This is a genomic window from Peribacillus sp. P4_C12, assembly GCF_056402095.1.
Map to the genome: position 1 here is coordinate 1 of NZ_JBFUIB010000055.1, position 17841 is coordinate 17841.

Annotated in this window: 17 protein-coding genes; 3 read left to right on the plus strand and 14 right to left on the minus strand. The window is 40.0% G+C overall.

Features of this window, described 5'->3' with window-relative positions; all coding sequences use genetic code 11:
• Positions 1 to 330 (plus strand): Na/Pi symporter (locus AC1DUW_RS10870; protein ID WP_477642523.1); only part of this gene is annotated, 330 nt, incomplete at its 5' end.
• A gap of 29 nt (positions 331 to 359) precedes the next feature.
• Here AC1DUW_RS10870 and deoC read toward each other — a convergent pair.
• The 13 genes from deoC to gpr form a co-directional block, all read right to left on the minus strand.
• Positions 360 to 1031 carry a deoxyribose-phosphate aldolase gene (gene deoC, locus AC1DUW_RS10875; RefSeq protein WP_053347007.1) on the minus strand — a complete coding sequence of 224 codons (672 nt, stop codon included), beginning with the start codon at positions 1029 to 1031 and terminating at the stop codon, positions 360 to 362.
• Between the two features lie 157 nt (positions 1032 to 1188).
• Positions 1189 to 2526, minus strand: coding sequence for a tRNA (N(6)-L-threonylcarbamoyladenosine(37)-C(2))-methylthiotransferase MtaB (gene mtaB / locus AC1DUW_RS10880; protein ID WP_053347008.1), 1338 nt, complete (start codon positions 2524 to 2526; stop codon positions 1189 to 1191).
• Between the two features lie 6 nt (positions 2527 to 2532).
• Complete coding sequence (locus AC1DUW_RS10885; RefSeq protein WP_477642524.1) at positions 2533 to 3285, minus strand: 16S rRNA (uracil(1498)-N(3))-methyltransferase; 753 nt, start codon at positions 3283 to 3285, stop codon at positions 2533 to 2535.
• Between the two features lie 144 nt (positions 3286 to 3429).
• Complete coding sequence (prmA, locus tag AC1DUW_RS10890; RefSeq protein WP_053347010.1) at positions 3430 to 4371, minus strand: 50S ribosomal protein L11 methyltransferase; 942 nt, start codon at positions 4369 to 4371, stop codon at positions 3430 to 3432.
• 32 nt (positions 4372 to 4403) lie between these two features.
• A complete protein-coding gene (dnaJ, locus tag AC1DUW_RS10895) occupies positions 4404 to 5522 on the minus strand; it encodes a molecular chaperone DnaJ (protein ID WP_053347011.1) in 1119 nt (372 codons plus the stop codon).
• A 326-nt stretch (positions 5523 to 5848) separates the two neighbouring features.
• Positions 5849 to 7684, minus strand: a complete 1836-nt coding sequence (dnaK, locus tag AC1DUW_RS10900) for a molecular chaperone DnaK (protein ID WP_477642525.1) — start codon at positions 7682 to 7684, stop codon at positions 5849 to 5851.
• A 38-nt stretch (positions 7685 to 7722) separates the two neighbouring features.
• Positions 7723 to 8319 carry a nucleotide exchange factor GrpE gene (gene grpE, locus AC1DUW_RS10905; RefSeq protein WP_477642526.1) on the minus strand — a complete coding sequence of 199 codons (597 nt, stop codon included), beginning with the start codon at positions 8317 to 8319 and terminating at the stop codon, positions 7723 to 7725.
• Between the two features lie 99 nt (positions 8320 to 8418).
• The gene (hrcA, locus tag AC1DUW_RS10910; protein ID WP_053347014.1) at positions 8419 to 9447 is read right to left on the minus strand and encodes a heat-inducible transcriptional repressor HrcA; all 1029 of its coding nucleotides are present in this window, start codon (positions 9445 to 9447) and stop codon (positions 8419 to 8421) included.
• Between the two features lie 125 nt (positions 9448 to 9572).
• On the minus strand, positions 9573 to 10724 hold the full coding sequence (hemW, locus tag AC1DUW_RS10915; protein WP_477642527.1) for a radical SAM family heme chaperone HemW: 1152 nt from the start codon (positions 10722 to 10724) through the stop codon (positions 9573 to 9575).
• Positions 10725 to 10803: 79 nt separating this feature from the next.
• Positions 10804 to 12639, minus strand: a complete 1836-nt coding sequence (gene lepA, locus AC1DUW_RS10920; RefSeq protein ID WP_477642528.1) for a translation elongation factor 4 — start codon at positions 12637 to 12639, stop codon at positions 10804 to 10806.
• 181 nt (positions 12640 to 12820) lie between these two features.
• Positions 12821 to 13144 (minus strand): YqxA family protein, encoded by a 324-nt coding sequence (locus tag AC1DUW_RS10925; protein ID WP_477642529.1) that lies wholly within the window; start codon positions 13142 to 13144, stop codon positions 12821 to 12823.
• A 20-nt stretch (positions 13145 to 13164) separates the two neighbouring features.
• Positions 13165 to 14364, minus strand: a complete 1200-nt coding sequence (spoIIP, locus tag AC1DUW_RS10930) for a stage II sporulation protein P (RefSeq protein WP_056528608.1) — start codon at positions 14362 to 14364, stop codon at positions 13165 to 13167.
• Positions 14365 to 14449: 85 nt separating this feature from the next.
• Positions 14450 to 15568, minus strand: a complete 1119-nt coding sequence (gpr, locus tag AC1DUW_RS10935; RefSeq protein ID WP_477642530.1) for a GPR endopeptidase — start codon at positions 15566 to 15568, stop codon at positions 14450 to 14452.
• Between the two features lie 276 nt (positions 15569 to 15844).
• Between gpr and rpsT the strand changes: the two genes are divergently transcribed.
• Positions 15845 to 16111: a 30S ribosomal protein S20 gene (gene rpsT / locus AC1DUW_RS10940; RefSeq protein ID WP_034308554.1), complete on the plus strand. Its 267-nt coding sequence runs from the start codon at positions 15845 to 15847 to the stop codon at positions 16109 to 16111.
• Between the two features lie 80 nt (positions 16112 to 16191).
• On the opposite strand, the gene holA is transcribed toward rpsT, so the two are convergent.
• Positions 16192 to 17205 carry a DNA polymerase III subunit delta gene (gene holA / locus AC1DUW_RS10945; protein WP_056528604.1) on the minus strand — a complete coding sequence of 338 codons (1014 nt, stop codon included), beginning with the start codon at positions 17203 to 17205 and terminating at the stop codon, positions 16192 to 16194.
• Positions 17206 to 17548: 343 nt separating this feature from the next.
• On the opposite strand from holA, the gene AC1DUW_RS10950 reads away from it, so the two are divergent.
• Positions 17549 to 17683: a YqzM family protein gene (locus AC1DUW_RS10950; RefSeq protein WP_081108861.1), complete on the plus strand. Its 135-nt coding sequence runs from the start codon at positions 17549 to 17551 to the stop codon at positions 17681 to 17683.
• Positions 17684 to 17841: the final 158 nt, after the last annotated feature.

Consider the following 17841-nt stretch of genomic DNA (forward strand, 5'->3'; position numbering starts at 1 on the left):
GAGTTATCCGTCGCTTCCGCCATTATCATGATGCTCGGCTCTAATATAGGCACCTGTATCACCGGCTACATGGCCAGCATCGGTTCTGGTAGACAAGCTGCTTTTACAGCTTATGCACATATTTGGTTAAATGTAATCGGAGTTGCAGCTTTTCTCCCTCTTGTGGACGTCCTAGAACGAACAGCTGCTTTTTTTACCGATGATAAGGGTACACAACTCGCGCATGCTAGTGTTATTTTCAATATCGTGACTTCTTTGATCGTTTTACCATTTGCACGCCAATTTTCCAACTTTATTTTATTGATCCATCGTCCGCATATAAAAAAATAAGCCGCACTCTTAAGAATGCGGCTTGTAAATTAATAATCAGAGTCAGCTGTTAAGCCCTTTAGGATGGAGACACCTGCACTCGCTCCAATTCTTGTTGCACCCGCTTCAATCACTTTCTGAGCATCACTCGTGTTACGAACTCCGCCTGAAGCTTTAACGCCGATATCTGGTCCTACTGTTTTTCTCATAAGCGCAACATCTTCAACTGTTGCACCGCCAGTTGAAAAACCAGTTGAGGTTTTAACGAAATCCGTTCCCGCTTTTACGGCAAGTTCGCAGGCACGGACTTTTTCTTCCTCAGTAAGTAAAGAGGTTTCAATAATTACTTTTGACAGAGCTTTACCTGTCGATACCGCTACCACAGCTCGAATATCCCGCTCTACCAATTCATTATCCTTGTCCTTTAATGCGCCGATATTGATCACCATATCGACTTCGTGTGCGCCATTACTGATGGCGTCTTTTGTTTCAAAAGCTTTAGTTTCTGGTGTAGTGGCACCTAAAGGGAAACCAATTACCGTACAAACTTTTACTTCTGAGCCTTCTAAAAGCTCACTTGCATACTTCACCCAAGTCGGGTTTACGCATACTGAAGCAAAATTATACTCTCTCGCTTCTTCACATAATACCCTTATTTGTTCTTTCGTTGCATCTGCTTTTAATAAAGTGTGGTCAATTAAACCTGCTACATTTTGTGACATATATAATCCTCCTTAAAAACAATTTAAAACTAGTTGTACGTACCTCTCATCATACCATAGTTCTTCTATTTTGACGATATATATAGTCTTTACCCTAATGTACTAAGAAAACACGTTAAACAAAGAATAAAAAAAAGACAGCGAAAAAATCGCTGTCTTATATATTAGCTACTTGCTGCAACGGAATATCTTTCACAACCGTCACGAACTGTCCTTCGCTATGCGGATAGCCAGACTTTGTAATTTTCACTTTTACAATGTCACCAACCATTTCCTCGGTAGCGGGGAAGACTATTTTCATGTAATTATCCGAGTAGCCTTCATAAAGACCATTTTCCAACTTAGTCTCAGGAATGACTTCAAGCACTTCTCCCTCAAATCGAGAAGCGTACTCTTTTGCCAACTGATCCGATAATGAAATCAGACGGTGAACGCGTTCGTTTTTCACATCTTCATCCACTTGGTCTTCCATGCGTGCTGCAGGAGTCCCTGTCCGTTTTGAATACGGGAAGACATGAAGTTCGGAGAATTTATATTTTTCTATAAAATTATACGTCTCCAAAAATTCTTCTTCGGTTTCACCCGGGAAGCCTACGATTACATCAGATGTAACAGCAAGGCCTGGCAGTGCAACTTTTAATTTTTCAATTCGATCACCGAAGAAAGCCATTGTATATTTACGTCTCATCCGTTTTAAAACCGTATCAGAACCCGATTGGATAGGGATATGCAAATGACGAACTACCTTTTTCGAATTCGTCAGTACTTCAATGATTTCATCTGTAATTTGACTGGCTTCAATGGAAGAAATACGGATCCGCTTTAGCCCATCAATTTTTTCCAAGTCACGTAGTAGCATCGCCAAATTATAATCCTTCAAGTCATCTCCGTAACCACCGGTATGAATGCCCGTCAAGACGAGCTCTTTATATCCTGCCTCGACAAGCTGCTCAGCTTGATGAATGACTTCCTTTGGATCACGGGAACGCATTAAACCACGAGCCCATGGGATGATACAGAAAGTACAGAAATTATTGCAACCTTCCTGAATCTTTAGTGAGGCACGAGTACGATCAGTAAATGCCGGTACATCCAATTCTTCATAGACACGGTTTTTCATAATATTCCCAACCGCATTGATTGGTTCACGTTCTACCTTGAACTGCTCGATGTATTCAAGCAATTTAACCCTGTCCTGTGTTCCAACAACAATATCTACACCTGGAATTGCCATGATCTCTGCAGGAGATGTTTGTGCGTAACAACCCGTTACTGCTATAACAGCATTCGGATTTTTACGGATTGCACGACGGATGACCTGACGGCTCTTCTTATCGCCAGTATTCGTTACCGTGCAAGTGTTGATGACGTATACATCTGATGTATTTTCAAATTCAACACGATCATATCCCTCTGTCTTAAATAATTGCCAAATAGCTTCTGTTTCATAATGATTTACTTTACAACCTAATGTATGGAAAGCGACCGTTGCCATTTTTCATCACCTCAAAAGTTCTACATGATAAGAAACAGCGGAAAGTGCATATAAAGGTGCTGTTTCAGTTCTTAATATTCTAGGTCCAAGACCACAAACTACAAATCCGGCAGCCGACAATTTTTCGATTTCCTTCTCTGCCAAGCCCCCTTCAGGACCAAACACGAATAAAATCGATTGTCCGGCAGTGATATCTTTCAAAACAGAAGCAAGTACAGAAGTTTCTCCACGCTTTGCTTCTTCTTCAAAAGCAATTAATCTATGATCGAAACCAGAAGCATATCCAGCTAGCTGATCTGCCGTCATCGGTTCCTTGATGGCAGGGATAACTGTGCGGTGGGACTGTTCGGCCGCTTCCTTTGAAATCTTCTGGAGTCGTTCCAATTTCTTACCAACCTTTTTGTGGTCCCATTTTACCACCGAACGAGCAGCAATAAAAGGGATAAATTCAACAGCACCTAATTCCGTCCCCTTTTGAACGATATATTCTAACTTATCCCCTTTAGGCAGACCGCTCGCTATCGTAACTCTTATCGGAAGTTCCTTTTCTTCATTCTTCCATTCAATAATGGTTCCTATAACAGCGTCATTTGTTATTTCAGAAATTTCCGTGACCGCAGTCATTCCGTTGCCCTTTACGGTGATGATTTGCTCCCCTGGTTCCATTCTCATTACCCTGGAAATATGGTGAAAATCATCGCCTGATATTGTCACTGTTTTACCCTTAAAGTCTTCCTCGTTAAGAAAATACCGTTGCACACTGCCACCTACTTCGTCTAGTCTAAAAAAACTCACAGGCTAGCAGTCAGAGGCTTATTTTCCGATTGCGCGCCATGCAAAAACTCAAGCTAAAAAAAGGTACTCTGACTATCCAAATATACGATAATCAGAGTAACTTTTCATTTAATCATTTCTTTTCGCGATGATTGCTACCCAATCTTCCATCAAAATGGTTTCCTCAACTGTGAATCCGGAAGCTATAATTGCATCCTTCACATCCTGTTTCTTTGGCTGGATAATCCCAGATGCTATAAAATATCCACCAGGTTTAACCACTTTTGCTACATCATCTGTAAAGCGCATAATGACTTCAGCTAATATATTAGCTACAACGACATCTGCTTGTTCGTTTACGCCGTCCAACAAGTTACCTTGAGCAACAGAAACTCTGTCTTGAACGTTGTTAAGTTCTACATTTTGCTTAGCAGACTGTACAGCTACGTCATCCAAATCAAGCGACTGAACTTGTTTTGCCTCTAATAATGCCGCTGCAATACTTAAAACACCGGAACCCGTTCCTACATCAACAACTAAGTCACCCGGCTGAACTGTACGTTCAAGTGCTTGGATACACATAACCGTTGTCGGGTGGGTACCTGTTCCAAAAGCCATACCAGGATCAAGTTCAATGATTAATTCATCACTGCTTACAGGAGTGTAATCTTCCCATGTAGGAACAATGGTAAAGCGTTCAGAAATCTTGACTGGATTATAATATTTTTTCCAAGCCGTTGCCCATTCTTCTTCATTCACTTCACTAATTGAAACAACATTCTTCCCAAGATCGATATCAAAAAGAAGGAGATTATTAATTGATTCCTTAATAGCATCAACAGTTTCGCCAAGGAAGCTGTTAACCGGCAAATATGCCTTAATCAACACACCTTCATCCGGATAATCAGCTGGGTTTAGGTGGTAGATTTCGCCAAAAACATTTTCGCGTTCTTTGACTAATTCAAGAGGATCCTCAATGACAACACCGCTTGCACCTGCCTCATGAAGAATATTTGAAACAGGTTCAACCGCTTCATTTGTTGTTTGGATTGCAAATTCAGACCACTTCATAATCTACCAGCTCCCAATTTCTTTACTTGTCTTCACCTATCTTTAAAAGCACGCTTTACCTTTGAGAAAAAGCCATCTTCTTGTTCATCTATACCTGATTGTCCGCTGATATCGTTGAACTCACGAAGAAGGTCCTTTTGTTTTTCACTTAATTTTTTAGGTGTAACCACTAATACGACCACATGCTGATCTCCTTGGCCATATCCTCTTACATTCGGAACCCCTTTTCCTTTTAAACGGAAACGCGTGCTTGTTTGTGTTCCTGCAGGTATCTTCAACTTAACTTTACCATGCAAAGTCGGAACTTCAATTTCATCTCCTAATGCTGCCTGAGCAAAAGTAACCGGCATTTCACAATAAATATCATCGCCATCTCTTTCAAAGAATTCGTGGCTACGAACATGGAAGACTACATAAAGGTCTCCAGCTGGACCACCATTGATTCCAGGCTCGCCTTGACCGGATACACGCAGTTGCTGGCCATCATCGATTCCGGCTGGCACCTTGACTTGGATTTTTTTGCGTTTTTGAACTTTACCGTCGCCGCCACAAGTTGAACATTTATTAGGAATGATTTTTCCTGTTCCTTGACAATGGTGACATGCTCTCCGGTTCACAATACGTCCGAATGCCGTGTTTTGTTCAACATTTAATTGACCTGTTCCATGACAGTGTGAACAGTTTTCCACTTTTGTGCCAGGCTTAGCACCCGATCCTTTACATGTATCACAATTCTCTTCACGCGGAATTTCGATTTCAGTATCTTTTCCGAATGCAGCCTCTTCAAAAGAAAGCGTCATCGTATACTGTAAATCAGCCCCTTGGCGCGGTGCATTAGGATCTCTTCTACGTCCGCCTCCACCAAAGAAACTACTGAAAATATCTTCAAAACCACCGAAACCGCCAAAGTCCTGGCCACCGAAGCCCTGATTTGGATCTGTATGTCCAAATTGGTCATAATGAGCCTTTTTCTGCTCGTCGCTTAATACCTCGTAAGCTTCCTTAATTTCCTTGAATTTATCCGCAGCATCTTCCGCTTTATTAATATCAGGATGATATTGTTTGGAGAGCTTTCGATACGCTTTTTTGATTTCATCCTTCGAAGCACTCTTCGAAAGGCCTAACACCTCATAATAATCACGTTTACTCATATCTAAAATCCACTCCCGATTCGATTCACATAAAGGTAATATTATCACTGAACGAAGATAATAATCAACTAGAAAAGTACAAACGGCTTGAACACTTTTTCTTAAAAGAAGACATCTGCCTCAAATTTGCACCTATTTTTCTCTATAGTCTTATGATTCCCCACTAGCGATTGTAAGAATAAAAGAATACCAGCTGCCATTACTTCCGGACTTTGATTTCACCCATTGTAAAAAAGCCAAAGCCAAGATAACCTGACTTTGACTTTTCTACAATTACAGGCAGAAATCCCTRCCCAATATATCAGCGTCCCAACAGGGTCACTTTTTTATTTTTTCTCTTCTTCGTTTACTTCTGTATATTCTGCATCAACTACATTATCGTCTTTTGCACTAGCTTCGCCAGCACCCTCTTGGCCTGCTTGCTGAGCTTTTGCAGCTTCTTCATAAAGCTTCATTGTCAAAGCTTGAACGATTTCGTTAAGTGCATCTTTTTTCACGCGGATTTCTTCAAGCTCATTTTTCTCGATTGCTGCTTTCAGTTCATCCTTCGCTTCGTTTGCTTTTGTTACTTCCGCTTCGTCTACTTTACCTTCTAGATCTTTAAGCGTTTTTTCCGTTTGGAAGACTAGTTGATCTGCTTCGTTACGAAGTTCAACTTCTTCTTTACGTTGTTTATCACTATCAGCATTTTCTTCTGCTTCACGTACCATGCGGTCGATTTCTTCATCAGAAAGTCCTGAAGATGATTTGATTGTGATTGCTTGTTCTTTGTTTGTGCCAAGATCTTTTGCACGAACGTTTACAATACCATTTTTATCAATGTCGAAAGTTACTTCGACTTGTGGAATTCCGCGCGGTGCCGGTGGAATGTCACTCAATTGGAAACGACCAAGCGTTTTGTTGTCTGCTGACATCGGACGTTCACCTTGAAGAACATGGATATCTACAGCTGTTTGATTATCAGCCGCTGTTGAGAATACTTGTGATTTACTTGTTGGAATTGTTGTATTACGGTCGATTAATTTCGTGAACACGCCGCCCATTGTTTCAATTCCAAGTGAAAGTGGAGTTACGTCTAAAAGAACAACGTCTTTAACATCCCCTGTTAATACGCCACCTTGAATCGCAGCACCCATAGCTACTACTTCATCAGGGTTAACACCTTTGCTTGGTTCTTGACCGATTTCCTTTTTGATTGCTTCAACAACCGCAGGAATACGCGTAGATCCACCAACAAGGATGACTTTATCGATTTCAGATGCTGAAAGACCTGCATCTTTCATCGCTTGACGAGTAGGTCCCATTGTACGTTCCACAAGACTTGAAGAAAGTTCATCGAATTTAGCTCTAGTCATTGTTACGTCTAAGTGAAGCGGGCCAGCATCTCCAGCTGTGATGAATGGCAATGAAATTTGTGTAGAAGTTACACCTGAAAGATCTTTTTTCGCTTTTTCAGCTGCATCTTTCAAACGTTGAACTGCCATTTTGTCTTTAGAAAGATCGATTCCATTTTCTTTCTTGAATGCTTCTACTAGGTAATCAATGATGACTTGGTCGAAATCATCTCCACCTAGACGGTTGTCACCAGCAGTGGATTTAACTTCGAATACGCCATCGCCAAGTTCCATGACTGATACGTCAAATGTACCGCCACCAAGGTCGAATACAAGAATTGTTTGGTCTTCATCCGTTTTATCTAAACCGTATGCAAGTGCTGCAGCTGTCGGTTCGTTAATAATACGTTCTACTTCAAGTCCAGCAATTTGACCAGCATCTTTCGTTGCTTGACGTTCTGCATCATTGAAGTAAGCAGGTACAGTGATAACCGCTTTTGTAACTTTTTCACCAAGATACTCTTCAGCATATGATTTTAAGTATTGAAGGATGATTGCAGAAACTTCCTGCGGTGAATATTCTTTTCCTTCAATTACTTCTTTATGATTAGTACCCATATGACGTTTAATAGAAATGATCGTGTTCGGGTTTGTAATTGCTTGGCGTTTTGCCACTTCCCCTACTTGTCTTTCACCATTTTTGAATGCCACTACGGATGGTGTTGTACGGTTTCCTTCTGGATTCGGGATAACTTTTGGTTCCCCGCCTTCAAGTACAGATACACAAGAGTTTGTTGTACCTAAGTCAATACCAATAATCTTGCTCATAGTTTCACTAYCTCCCAATTATTTGTATGTAATTTCTATTATTCGTTTACTTTTACCATTGCAGGACGAAGCACTCGGTCTTTAAGAACATATCCTTTTTGGAACTCMTCGACAACGATGTTAGAACCAAAGTTTTCATCTTGAACTTGCATGACCGCTTGATGTAAACGCGGATCAAATTCTTCACCAACCGAACTAATTGGTTCGATGCCTTCTTTAGTCAATGCATCAATAATCGCTTTGTAGACCATTTCCATCCCTTGAAGCAGGGATTTTGTTTGTTCATTATCAGCTTCGATTTTTGTCGCTCTTTCAAAATTATCAAGAGCCTCGACTAAATCACCAGCAATACTTTGAACTCTATATTTTTGAGCCGCTTCCATATCAAGCTTGGCACGGCGTCTTGAATTATCAAAATCGGCCTGCAGACGAAGATAACGGTTATCCATTTCTTCGATTTTTGCCTGTAGCTCAGCAATCTTTTCATGAGCCAATTGAAGTTCATCTTTCTCAACCGGAGTTTCCTCCTGATTTTGTTCCGCTGGAATTTCCTCTTCAGCGAATACAGCTTCTGCAGCGCTTTCCTCGATTGTTTCATTTTCTAATGTTTGTTCTTCGTTTTTATTTTCTGTCACAATCTCACCTCCCTAAAAGGGTTATACAATTTATGCTTAAGTAATAAGTCAGGCTGGGGAATTTACATCCCCGCCACCTTAACAATATTACCTTTGCTCCTATTTTTGATACAGTTTAGTCATCAGAGTCGTTAAATCTTTCGAGAAAAACGAAAGCAGACTGATTACTCTCGAATATTCCATTCTCGTTGGACCTAGTATCGCTAATGTGCCCACTTGTTCCTGTCCGATTGAGTAGGTTGCGGTAATTAAGCTGCAGTCATCGAGTACCGTATTTTGATTTTCACGGCCAATCTTGACGTGAATGCCCGCTGGATTTTGAGTAATAAGATCATAAAACCCTTGTTCCTGCTCAATCATCGATAAAAGTGTACTTACTTTTGCAATGTCATGGAACTCCGGCTGCCTTAGCATATTCGTTTTCCCGCCGAAAAATATTTTTTCAGGCTTTGTATCCGTCAAGGTATCCGCTAGAACTGAAACAATCGATCCATAATTATGAATGTGGCGGCTTAATAGAGCAGCCACCTCCTTATAGATCTTATCTTTTAAATCAACAAGCGGAACATCGACTAAACGGGCATTTAAAATGTTCACCATCTTTTCAATTTCATTTATATCAAAAGAAGGGGGCAAGGAAATCATTCGATTTTCCACATGACCTGTATCAGTAATAATGATTGCAATTGCAGCATCCGGACTCAAAGGAACAATCTGAATTTTTTTCAACTTATGTTCATTGACTTTTGGACCTAATACAATTGCCGTATAATTCGTCAGTTCTGAAAGAATTTTTGCTGACTTTTGAACAATCTTTTCTAGCTCATAGATTCGCTCAACAAAAACAGATTTTAACAATTTCATTTCATTCTTTTTCGGAGCTTGAGGAGAAAGCAAATGATCCACATAATATCTATACCCTTTTTCAGAAGGTATTCTACCAGAAGATGTATGAGTTTTTTCTAAAAAACCCAATTCTTCAAGATCAGACATTTCGTTACGGATTGTGGCAGAGCTGAACGTAATTTCATCTTTCTTCGACAAGCTTCGCGACCCGACTGGCTGGGCAGAATGGATAAAATCCTCGATTATCACTTGCAGAATCAATAATTGACGATCAGTTAGCATGTATGATCACCTCTGTTAGCACTCTGTCTCTTTGAGTGCTAATATACTAATAAATTATCAAATGAAGCTTATGATGTCAACAATGAAAACCGCTAATTCATTGATAAAATAACAAGAGATTTCCATCACTCGTAATCAACAACGCCTAAAAACGATTGGAACACTTCATTACCAAGCAATTTCCCCTGCTCAGTCAATCGGACAAACCCACGTTCAATCGTAAGAAGACCCTTTGCTGATTCTTCTTCGAGCGATTTCCCGAAAATTTCCGTCATTTCAACAGAAAATTTATTCTTGAAGTTTTCCAATGAAACTCCTTCTGTTTTTCTAAGTCCTAAAAACATCTCCTCTTCCATCTTTTCATGGAGTGGTACAGGATGTTCTTCCAAAACAGGTAACTCGTTCACAGTCAATGGCGTGATGTATTTTTTCACTGGCCCATGATTGGCCACTCTTTTCCCCCCAGTATAGCCATGTGCTCCCGCACCAATCCCATAATATTCTACATTATCCCAATATGTTAAATTGTGCCGGCTTTCAAATCCAGGACGAGCAAAATTACTGATTTCATATTGATGCAGACCATGTTTCTCCATCTCTTCCATCAGCCGTTCATACATGGAAGCCTCAAGCTCCTGAGGCGGAAGATTTAATTTCCCTCTTCTCATCTGATTATAGAAAACCGTCTTTGGCTCAACAATTAATGAATAACTGGAATAATGAGGAAGCTGTAGTGCAAGGGCCTTATCTAGCGTATCCTTGAAGTCTTCCATCGTTTGACCTGGCAATCCATAAATCAAGTCGATACTTATATTTGTAAAGCCAACCTCTTGAGCCAAATGAATCGTTTCATATACTTCAGATGCCCGATGTGTCCGACCAATTCGCTTTAATAATTCATCATTGAAGCTTTGTACCCCAAAGCTAAGCCTATTCACACCGGAATGAAATAGTATTTCAAGCTTTTCTTTTGAAAGATCCCCAGGATTAGCCTCGAATGTATATTCAGCCTTCTTTGAATCAAATGGAAGGGTTTCATTGATTGCTTCACATAAGAATGCAAGTTGTTTTTCATCAAGAGAGGTTGGTGTCCCTCCGCCGACGAAAACCGTGTCCAATCCTGTTGTTGGATACTTTGCAAGTTGCATTTCCATTTCTCTTTTCATCATCCGTAAATATTCGTCGACTGGCTGCCCCTGCAAAAACACTTTATTAAAATCACAATAGTGACAAATATGTTCACAAAACGGTATGTGGAGGTAGGCACTTTTAATCATTGTGTTCACAACCTTTAATCGATTGAGTCGATAGAAAAAGAGGCTAGATCTTCTCTACCCTCTTTTTTCTATCTATCATTTATTTTTTTGGAGTCGTATCATCCATTTTCAATACAGCCATGAAAGCTTCCTGCGGTACTTCAACAGAACCTACCTGTTTCATCCGCTTTTTACCTTCTTTTTGTTTCTCAAGCAATTTACGTTTACGGGAAATATCGCCACCGTAACATTTAGCGAGTACGTTTTTACGCATTGCACTAATAGAAGAACGAGCCACGATTTTTTGTCCAATAGCTGCTTGAATTGGAACTTCAAACTGTTGTCTTGGAATCAATTTCTTCAATTTCTCAACAATAACTTTACCACGCTCATAAGCGAAGTCCTTATGAACGATGAAACTTAAAGCATCGACCGTTTCAGCATTCAGTAAAATATCCATCTTCACAAGCTTGGACGGTTTGTAGCCGATTAATTCATAATCAAATGACGCATAGCCCCTTGTATTTGATTTCAATTGATCAAAGAAATCATATACGATTTCCGATAATGGTATTTCATAGTGAATACTTACACGTGTCTCATCGATATATTCCATATCAATGAAGTTCCCGCGTTTATTCTGACAGATTTCCATTATTGCGCCTACAAATTCTGTTGGTGCCATCATTGTTGCTTTTACATATGGCTCCTCAACACGTTCAATCTTTTGAGCATCCGGCATGTTGGATGGGTTATCAACCTTCAAAACCGTTCCATCAGTTTGGACGACATCGTAAATAACACTTGGCGCAGTAGTAATTAAATCAATTTTGAATTCACGTTCAATACGCTCTTGGATGATTTCCATATGAAGAAGTCCTAGGAAACCGCAACGGAAACCAAAGCCTAATGCTTGAGATGATTCCGCCTCAAACTGCAGCGCAGAATCATTCAATTCCAATTTCTCTAATGCATCCCGTAGATCATTGAATTTCGATGCGTCAATCGGATACAAACCGCAATATACCATCGGATTCATTTTCCGATAACCTGGCAGCGGCTCTGTCGCACTATTCACAGCACTTGTAATCGTATCACCAACTGTCGTATCACCAACGTTTTTAATAGCTGCTGTAAGGAAACCAACATCACCTACGTTTAGTTCATCAAGCAGTTGTGTTTTTGGATTAAAGACACCCAATTCCGTGACATCAAATTCCTTGCCTGTGGACATCATTTTAATTTTGTCGCCCACTTTAATAGACCCTTCAACAACCCGGATATAGGCAACTACACCCCGATATGCATCAAATAGCGAGTCGAAAATAAGCGCCTTAAACGATGCTTCAGGATCTCCTTGTGGTGCTGGTACTAATTCAACGACCTGCTCCAAAATCTCMTCGATTCCGATACCGGCTTTAGCTGAAGCCAAAACTGCATCAGAAGCATCCAACCCGATTACTTCCTCAATTTCATTACGAACACGTTCTGGATCAGCACTCGGCAAGTCAATTTTATTGATGACCGGGATGATTTCCAAATTGTTATCCAATGCTAAATATACGTTTGCAAGCGTCTGGGCCTCAATACCCTGCGCCGCATCGACAACAAGGACTGCACCTTCACACGCAGCAAGGCTTCGCGAAACCTCATACGTAAAATCGACGTGCCCTGGTGTATCAATAAGATGGAAAATGTATTCTTCGCCATCTTTCGCATTATATTTTAATTGAATTGCATTCAATTTAATCGTAATTCCACGCTCTCGCTCTAAATCCATGGAATCTAACAACTGACTCTTCATTTCACGTTGAGTCATAGCGTTCGTTTTTTCTATGATACGATCCGCCAATGTAGATTTACCATGATCAATATGAGCGATGATGGAAAAGTTACGAATCTTGGATTGTCTTTTTAATTTTTCTTCTCTATTCATAACGTTCACTCCCACTAGTCGACACAATACACTATTTTTTATTATATCAATAGAAAATGCAAGATTCAACAGAATAGTTACAAAAGAAGCATCATTGTAGTGCCAAGGATAAAAAAAGGCTGCATTCCGAATTCTCGGATGCAGCCTTTCGACAGAGTTACTCGACTTTTCTTGCGCAAGCTTAAATCATATTTATAAGTGCTTGAAAGGCCGCTGATATCGTTTCGCCGAGAGTCTTGCCAAGAGATGAGAAAAAGTTGAAAGCCTTCATTTCTTCAAGCTTTTCTTTTTTCGTCTCTAAATCATGACTTGTTACTTTTTCACCAAGGATATCCGCCTCCATCTCCCCTTGGTCCGATTGGTTGATAATAAATGCACTATTCAAAGAGGGGTCTTCATATCCCTTCATTTTTTTCATGCCGACATTCGCCTGCTGCATTCCAATAAGGACGCCTAAAAATAATACGAGTATAATCCCCGTGCATTTTAACCAAAATCGAACCATGTTAGAGAACTCCTTTCAAATTACTTCGCTTCTGATTCTCCAGTTGTTTTATCCACCGCTTTAGCATCCCAATAAAATTCACTGAAAACATCGGTAAATGCATCAACGGTTAAATACATTTCTTCAAACGTATTATCAACACCGCCAATTTCAATGAGCATGGCATTGCCTGACAAATCCTGATTGTATACTCCATTATGACCCGCCCCGCCTTGTTTCATAACCCCTCGTGAAATGCCAGGGTATTTTTTTTCCAGAGCTTTATGAAGTTTATTGGCAAGCGCTGCATTTTTCTCAAAGTTCGGGTTATTTCCCCCAATGACGAAAGCAATCTTGGCATAATCTTTACCGTTAATGTTAATGGTCGTATGTTTTTTTCGTTTTGAATCACGATGGATATCAATCATATATTCTAGATCTTTGTTGGTAGCCAATGCCGTTTGAACGGATTTACGAGACTCTTGATAGGATTTGTTGTAATTCAATCCCTTATTATTCAAATTGCCCATAATATCCGTATTATCAAGCGATGAGCCTATCCCGTTATCAGCCAAGTCCTCCACCATTCGTGCCCCGAGTTTTGTAATATTGATTTTAGAGTGATAGGCGAGATTAGGATTTGTAACCCCTTTTAAATAAGGGAGATATGACTCCCGATTATGGCTATGATAAATTTCAACAACTTTTCGCCCATTGGTTGTCTGATTTGGCTGATTAGCCACTCCTTTTTCAGGTTCTTCGATTTCATCCAGATTTTGCAGGGATGCATCCCTTTCTTCGTTCAGGACATCTACCGGCGGCGAAGATTCATATGGCATATTCGTATAATTGGTTCCTTCACCAGCGACAAGGATTTCATTATCAAAAATCGAGAAGCCTGGAAGTTCCCGACCAAGCAAGCTTCGCGGATCCTCCATAGAAATATTAGTCGAGATTTTTATCAATTGATTTGTGATCACCGATTCTTGTTTACCTTCAGGCAGGGCATTAAAAAAGTAATGATTTTCATTAGCCAGCATCGAGAACAGCATTTTTCCTGAAAATTGGTTCGCTACGGTATGTACGGAATCCGAAGATATCCGATACTCAGGTCGTAGAGACGTCATGACCCCGCTGACGGAAAAAACAAAAAGAAGCAAGGCGAGAATACCTAGAAAAGTTTTTACTATAGTTGAACCGTGAATAGCTGTTATGATCCCTGGGGAATTTCTTCTTTTCATCCTTCCACCCTCTCTATAGCTTGTCTATTAATACCTATGACTTTGCTAGAAAGGGTAGAACACCATTTTTGGGCACTAAAATGAACTAGCGGGTATAGTAGCCAGTATTTTCTTGATTAATTGACCTATGCAATGCTGCATTCAATCCATTGGCTATCAAATTGGCCATGTCCTCAATGAAAACATCGACTTCTTTCGGTGTAACCATTAAATTTTGACCGAGCGGTGAAAGCACTTCATAAATCAGTTTCCGCTTTTCTTCGTCCGGAAGGACACCAATCATGCCCAAGAAGGTTTGCCGTTCCTTTTCACCTGGCATATCCTCATCAGTCAACTTTTTACGTTTCCCAAAACTAAATCCTGCGGGGGCTAATGAACGTGATGGGCGGTCACCCTCATTCAGTTCCTTGCCAAAGTGCTTCAAAATATAATCAATCGAGTCGCTAGTAATTGATACAGCATCAACGACGGTAGGTATTCCAATTGCTATAACAGGAACCCCCAGTGTCTCCTGACTCAATTCCTTTCGTTTATTTCCAACACCTGACCCTGGATGAATGCCTGTATCAGTTATTTGAATCGTTGAATTTACCCGCTCAATCGAACGGGCTGCCAAGGCATCAATGACGATGAGAAAATCAGGTTTGCTTTTTTCAATGACTCCTTTGATAATGTCGCTCGTCTCGATTCCTGTAATCCCCATAACACCTGGAGAGATCGCACTTACCGGCCGATAACCTTCTTTAACAGACTCTGGTTGCAACTCGAACAAATGCCTTGTGACTACCAGGTTCTCGACCACGGCTGGCCCCAAAGCGTCCGGGGTTACATTCCAATTACCGAGGCCGACGACTAAACAACTGCTTTCTTTCGTGATTTTATTTCTTTTTAAGAAGTAAGCTAGCTCGTCAGCAAACACCTTCTCCACTCGTTGCTGTGTGTCCGTATCCTGTTGGCGGATACCCTGAACTTCAATGGTTAAATAGCTCCCCTGTTTTTTACCAATCTCTTTTTCTCCCTCAGCCGTGACCTCGACTAAGGAAATTTTCAGATCATCCACTTCTTTTTCCTTTATTATGACCCCTTCGATATGGGAAACATCAACTTCTTCAACAACACCCTTATTTTCAAGAGCAATATCTTTTGCTTCAATCGCCAAATCTGTCCGAATTCCGAACTTACTAAGGTCCAAATGATTTTCCATAGCGGCCTCCTGATGTTTGATTTGTATCTAACTCTAGTAATTTCCATAGTCTCTCTTAAACATTCTGTCGTTTTAGCTTTTTTATTATTCATTTTTTTGGTACAATGAAATATGACGAGATGAATTTATTTACTGAAATTATAATTCCTTTTCGATTCTCAATCTGAAGTATTGCATATTCATGAGCAGTCTGATAGAATATCACTTGTGCTATTTGATATGGATTTGAAAAGTCGAGTTCATATAATCTCGATTTCTTTGTAGGAGGTGAACGGAATGCCAAACATTAAATCTGCTATTAAACGTGTGAAAATCAACGACAAAAAACGCGTTCATAACATTACTGTTAGATCAACTATGCGTACTACAGTGAAAAATGCTGAAGTTGCATTAGCTGGTGAAAACGTTGAAGCTGCTAAAGAAGCTCTTTTAACAGCTGCTGTAAAATTAGACAAAGCTGCATCTAAAGGATTAATCCATAAAAATGCGGCAGCCCGTAAAAAATCTCGTTTAGCGAAAAGACTTAACGCTCTTAACGCATAATGACAAAAATTAAACGATCCTTCTGGATCGTTTTTTTTTACGCACCAAAAAGGTGACAGGAATTTCTGTCACCTTTTTTATTATCTAATTTTCAAAAGCAGCAACTCAAGTGTGATCGCCTTATCGGCTTGACCCGATTTCATCTTATAATCCGCTTCCGCTAAATCGTTCATTATACTCAACAACTCGCGTTCCTGGAATTTCCCCGTTTTTTCTAGGGCTAGCTTTACTCGGTATGGATGCACCTTCAATTGCCCTGCAATTTTTTGCTGACTATACCCTTGACGCGAAAGCTCCTTCACTTGATACATAAGTCGGATCTGTCCGGCCATTACACTCAAGATTTTAATCGGCTCTTCATTCTGCCGAAGAAGATCGTGAAAAATCGTCATAGCACTTTCCATTTTTCGCTGCAAAACATGATCAACAAGTGTGAAGATATTCTGTTCTAGAGATTTAGCGACTAACTTTTCAACAACCTCAATGGTAATTCGTTTGTCAGCTTCTACATAAAGTGCCATTTTATCAAGTTCATTTGTCAACATCATCAGATTCGTTCCTGCAAGTTCGAGCAAAAGTTCTGTGGCTTGTTCATCTATTTGGACAGAATAAGCTGCAACGCGCTCCTTAACCCATGCCTTTAATTCATGATCGCCAAGCTTTTTCGCTTCAACGAGAACCGCATTACGCTTCAGTTCTTTGGTAATCTTTTTCCGTTCGTCCAGTTTTTCATAAGGAGCTGTCAGAACAACAATAGAATAAGGAACTGGGTCAGCCAGATACGCTTCCAGTCTTTTTACATTATGTTCAACTTTCGATTTCGTTTTTTCAGCTGTCAAAAAAAATGGATTTTGCATGAAAACAAGGCGTTTTTCCCCGATAAAAGGAAGAGTTTCAACGTCCTCAAGCGCTGTTTCAATCGGCGTCTCTTCTAAATCAAATTGAGAGAAGTTAAAATCCATTTCATCTTCGTGAAGGACATGCTCAATCAAAAGCTGCTTTGTTTCATTAATTAAATAAGCTTCTGTTCCATATAACAAATATACAGGAGCGAATTGCCCTTTTTTAATACTTTTCCATACGTCTAATACCAATAGAATCCGCCTCTTTTTTATGTATTCTTCTCTAATGGTATAGGTGGATGAACCATTTGACAAGCTATAAAGGGAACTAGCCCTCTAAAGGWCTAATTCCGGATCTATATGAACACTTTCAAGAAAGGCCCGGGTAAACTCCCTTGAAAGCGGGTAAAGTATTCATGTAGAACAAAAAAGTGAACTTTTCTTTTTCGCTTGCTTTGTTTGTACCTTTATTTTGACCTCAAAATTTCAAACTATTTGTGACAACTCTTGTCAGTAAAGGAAATGAAGAAATGTGGCCTGTAGATTTTTTTTTGGTAATGTTTTATACTATTAGCAGAAATAGGAGGGGTAAACAATGAACGAATTCGAAAAGAATGTTCAATCAAAGACTGATGACGTCGCTGATTCCGCTATGGGATTCATCGGTTCTTTTGTATTTTTCGCTGCCATGTTCACCATTGCTGTCGTCATTAAAGCAGTCGGATCCTGATTTCATTTTTCAAAATGCACTTATTTTTCCCTGAAGGAGGCTGCTGATCTATATGAACACTTTCAAGAAAGGCCCGGGTAAACTCCCTTGAAAGCGGGTAAAGTATTCATGTAGAACAAAAAAGTGAACTTTTCTTTTTCGCTTGCTTTGTTTGTACC